Source organism: Streptomyces populi (genome assembly GCF_002911015.1).
GTDB classification, from domain to species: Bacteria; Actinomycetota; Actinomycetes; order Streptomycetales; family Streptomycetaceae; genus Streptomyces; species Streptomyces populi.
The window spans coordinates 8,952-11,205 of sequence record NZ_KZ627020.1; the positions used below are offsets into that span (position 1 = coordinate 8,952).

3 protein-coding genes are annotated in these 2,254 nt (G+C 74.0%); 1 reads left to right on the plus strand and 2 read right to left on the minus strand.

Features of this window, described 5'->3' with window-relative positions:
* Positions 1 to 20: 20 nt before the first annotated feature.
* Complete coding sequence (locus CW362_RS40900) at positions 21 to 698, minus strand: PH domain-containing protein (RefSeq protein ID WP_103554659.1); 678 nt, start codon at positions 696 to 698, stop codon at positions 21 to 23.
* 52 nt (positions 699 to 750) lie between these two features.
* The gene (locus CW362_RS40905; protein WP_103554660.1) at positions 751 to 1,191 is read right to left on the minus strand and encodes a helix-turn-helix domain-containing protein; all 441 of its coding nucleotides are present in this window, start codon (positions 1,189 to 1,191) and stop codon (positions 751 to 753) included.
* Positions 1,192 to 1,264: 73 nt separating this feature from the next.
* Between CW362_RS40905 and CW362_RS40910 the strand changes: the two genes are divergently transcribed.
* Positions 1,265 to 2,134 carry a class I SAM-dependent methyltransferase gene (locus CW362_RS40910; RefSeq protein ID WP_103554661.1) on the plus strand — a complete coding sequence of 290 codons (870 nt, stop codon included), beginning with the start codon at positions 1,265 to 1,267 and terminating at the stop codon, positions 2,132 to 2,134.
* The last annotated feature ends 120 nt before the right edge of the window (positions 2,135 to 2,254 follow it).

Sequence of the window (2,254 nt, forward strand, 5' to 3'; positions counted from 1 at the left end):
GTTCCGGGAAGGGGGCCCGTTCAGCCCACTATCAGCAGGATCGCCAGGACGACGGCGCCGGCGAGCGCGGGGCCCATCACCTCGTACGCCCAGCGCACCGTGACCTCGCCCTGCGCGCCGTCCGCGGTGGCCCGGGCCTCGGCCAGCTCGCGCAGTTCGTCCATGACCCGGTCGGCCTCGGCGCGGGACGGCACGTCGGCGGCGGCACCCCGGCCGAAGGCGGACGCACGGCCCAGGGACGACGGACGGCCGTCGCCGCCGCGGCCGTCCGGCCCCTGTGCCGCCTGCCTGGCCGCCTTCTTGCGGGCGCGCAGCGAAACCGGCACCGACCACAGCTGGTACTTCGTGCCCGAGGTGTCGACCACCTCGTTCGAGTAGTGCGAGCGCAGCGAGGCGACCTTGCCCCAGGGGAGCACGATCACGCGCAGCGGGTTGCGGATGCGCAGCCGGTCCTCGTTGGCGTAGACGGCGGGACGCAGGGTGAAGGCGATCACGACCGGGACGATGAGGATCAGCCCGGCGAGCGCCAGCCAAGGGGTGCGGCCGTGTCCGGAGATCAGCGCGTCGAGGCCGAGCCAGCCCACGATGAGCAGCAGGAGGACGCCGCCCACGATACCGGCGGGTGACCGGTAGATCCGGTCCCTGGCCTCGGGTCGCGAGGCGTCCGGAAGGGGTGACTGGTGGTCGGGGGTCGTCATGGTCCCGATTGTGCCCGACGTGTGCGGATCACTTGAGCTCGGCGGGGTCTCGCTACGGTCGCGAAAGCCCCCGCCGCGCCCGCCTCCCGGGCACCGCGAGCGCGCCGGACACGACGGCGCCGAGCATCCGGCGGAACGTCGGGCATTCCATGTGGCTCGGCGCGGGGCAGGCGGCGGTGTGCCGCAGGGAGTCACGCAGGACCGCGAGCTCGGTGATCGTCCGGTCCAGCTCGTCGGCCTTGTCGAGGAGGGTCCGGGGGTCGATGCGCGGGCGCCCGTCCGGTGCGAACATCCGGGCGATCTCGTCCAGCGAGAACCCGGCGGAACGCCCGATCGCGATCAGCGCCAGCCGTTCCAGCACGTCGGGGTCGTACTGCCGGCGCAGGCCGCGCCTGCCCGTCGGGGCGATGAGCCCCTTCTCCTCGTAGTACCGCAGGGTCGAAGCGGGCACTTTGGCGCGGCGCGCCACTTCTGCGATGTCCAGGTCCGGCATCCTCTTGACCTCAAGTCGGCTTGAAGTAGGACGCTGTCATCTCCAGACCATGAGGGCAAGCACGGGAGGCGTCATGGAATCCGACCGCGGGGCGGACGGCACGGCGGGCGGTACGGCGGACGGCGAGCAGGCGAAGCGCTGGAACGGTCCGGCCGGGAACGCCTGGGTCGAGTCCCAGGACATGGTGGACGCGTTGTTCGCGCCGCTGGAGGAGTTGCTCGTCGAGGCGTTCCCGGCCGGGCAGGGGGGCCGGGTCCTCGATGTCGGCTGCGGTACGGGCGGCACGACGGTGGCCGTCGCGCGCCGGCTCGGCCCCGGGGGGCGGTGCGTCGGCGTCGACATCTCGGAGCCGATGGTGGAGGCCGCGCGCGCCCGGGCGGAGCGGGAGGGGGTGGCCGCCTCCTTCGTCCGCGCCGACGCGCAGGACCACGTCTTCGGGTCCCCGGCCTTCGACGCGGTCGTCTCCCGGTTCGGGGTCATGTTCTTCTCTGATCCGGCGCGGGCCTTCGCCAATCTGCGGCGGGCCGCGAGGGAGGGTGCCGGGCTGCGCTTCGTCGTCTGGCGCGGCATCGCGGAGAACCCGTTCATGACGACGGCCGAGCGGGCGGCGGCGCCGCTCGTGCCGGGGCTGCCGGCGCGTGAGCCGGATGCGCCGGGGCAGTTCGCGCTGGCGGACGCGGGCAGGGTGCGGGCGCTGCTGGAGGGGGCGGGCTGGGCCGGGGTCGACCTGCGGCCGGTGGACGTGACGTGCGTCATGCCCGAGAAGGAGCTGGTTCCGTACTTCAGCCGGTTCGGGCCGGTCGGGATCGCGCTGCGCGACGCGGACGAGGCGACGCGGGCCCGGGTCGTCCCGGCGGTCCGTACCGCGTTCGAGCCGTTCGTCCACGGTGCGGAGGTCCGCTTCACGGCGGCGTGCTGGCAGATCGACGCCCGCGCGAGCTAGAACGCGCGGGTGCGGTGCCGGTGCGTCGTGGGTCGGGGCCGTGCCGGTGCATCAGCCCGTCGCCGTCGGGTGAGGGGTGGGCGTCGGTGGCGACGGGCATCGATGTACCGGCACGGCCCC

Excerpts from the sequence above, each read along its gene's own strand:
- CW362_RS40900 (WP_103554659.1), bottom strand. The coding sequence starts at position 698 with ATGACGACCCCCGACCACCAGTCACCCCTTCCGGACGCCTCGCGACCC.
- CW362_RS40905 (WP_103554660.1), bottom strand. The coding sequence starts at position 1,191 with ATGCCGGACCTGGACATCGCAGAAGTGGCGCGCCGCGCCAAAGTGCCC.
- CW362_RS40910 (WP_103554661.1), top strand. The coding sequence starts at position 1,265 with ATGGAATCCGACCGCGGGGCGGACGGCACGGCGGGCGGTACGGCGGAC.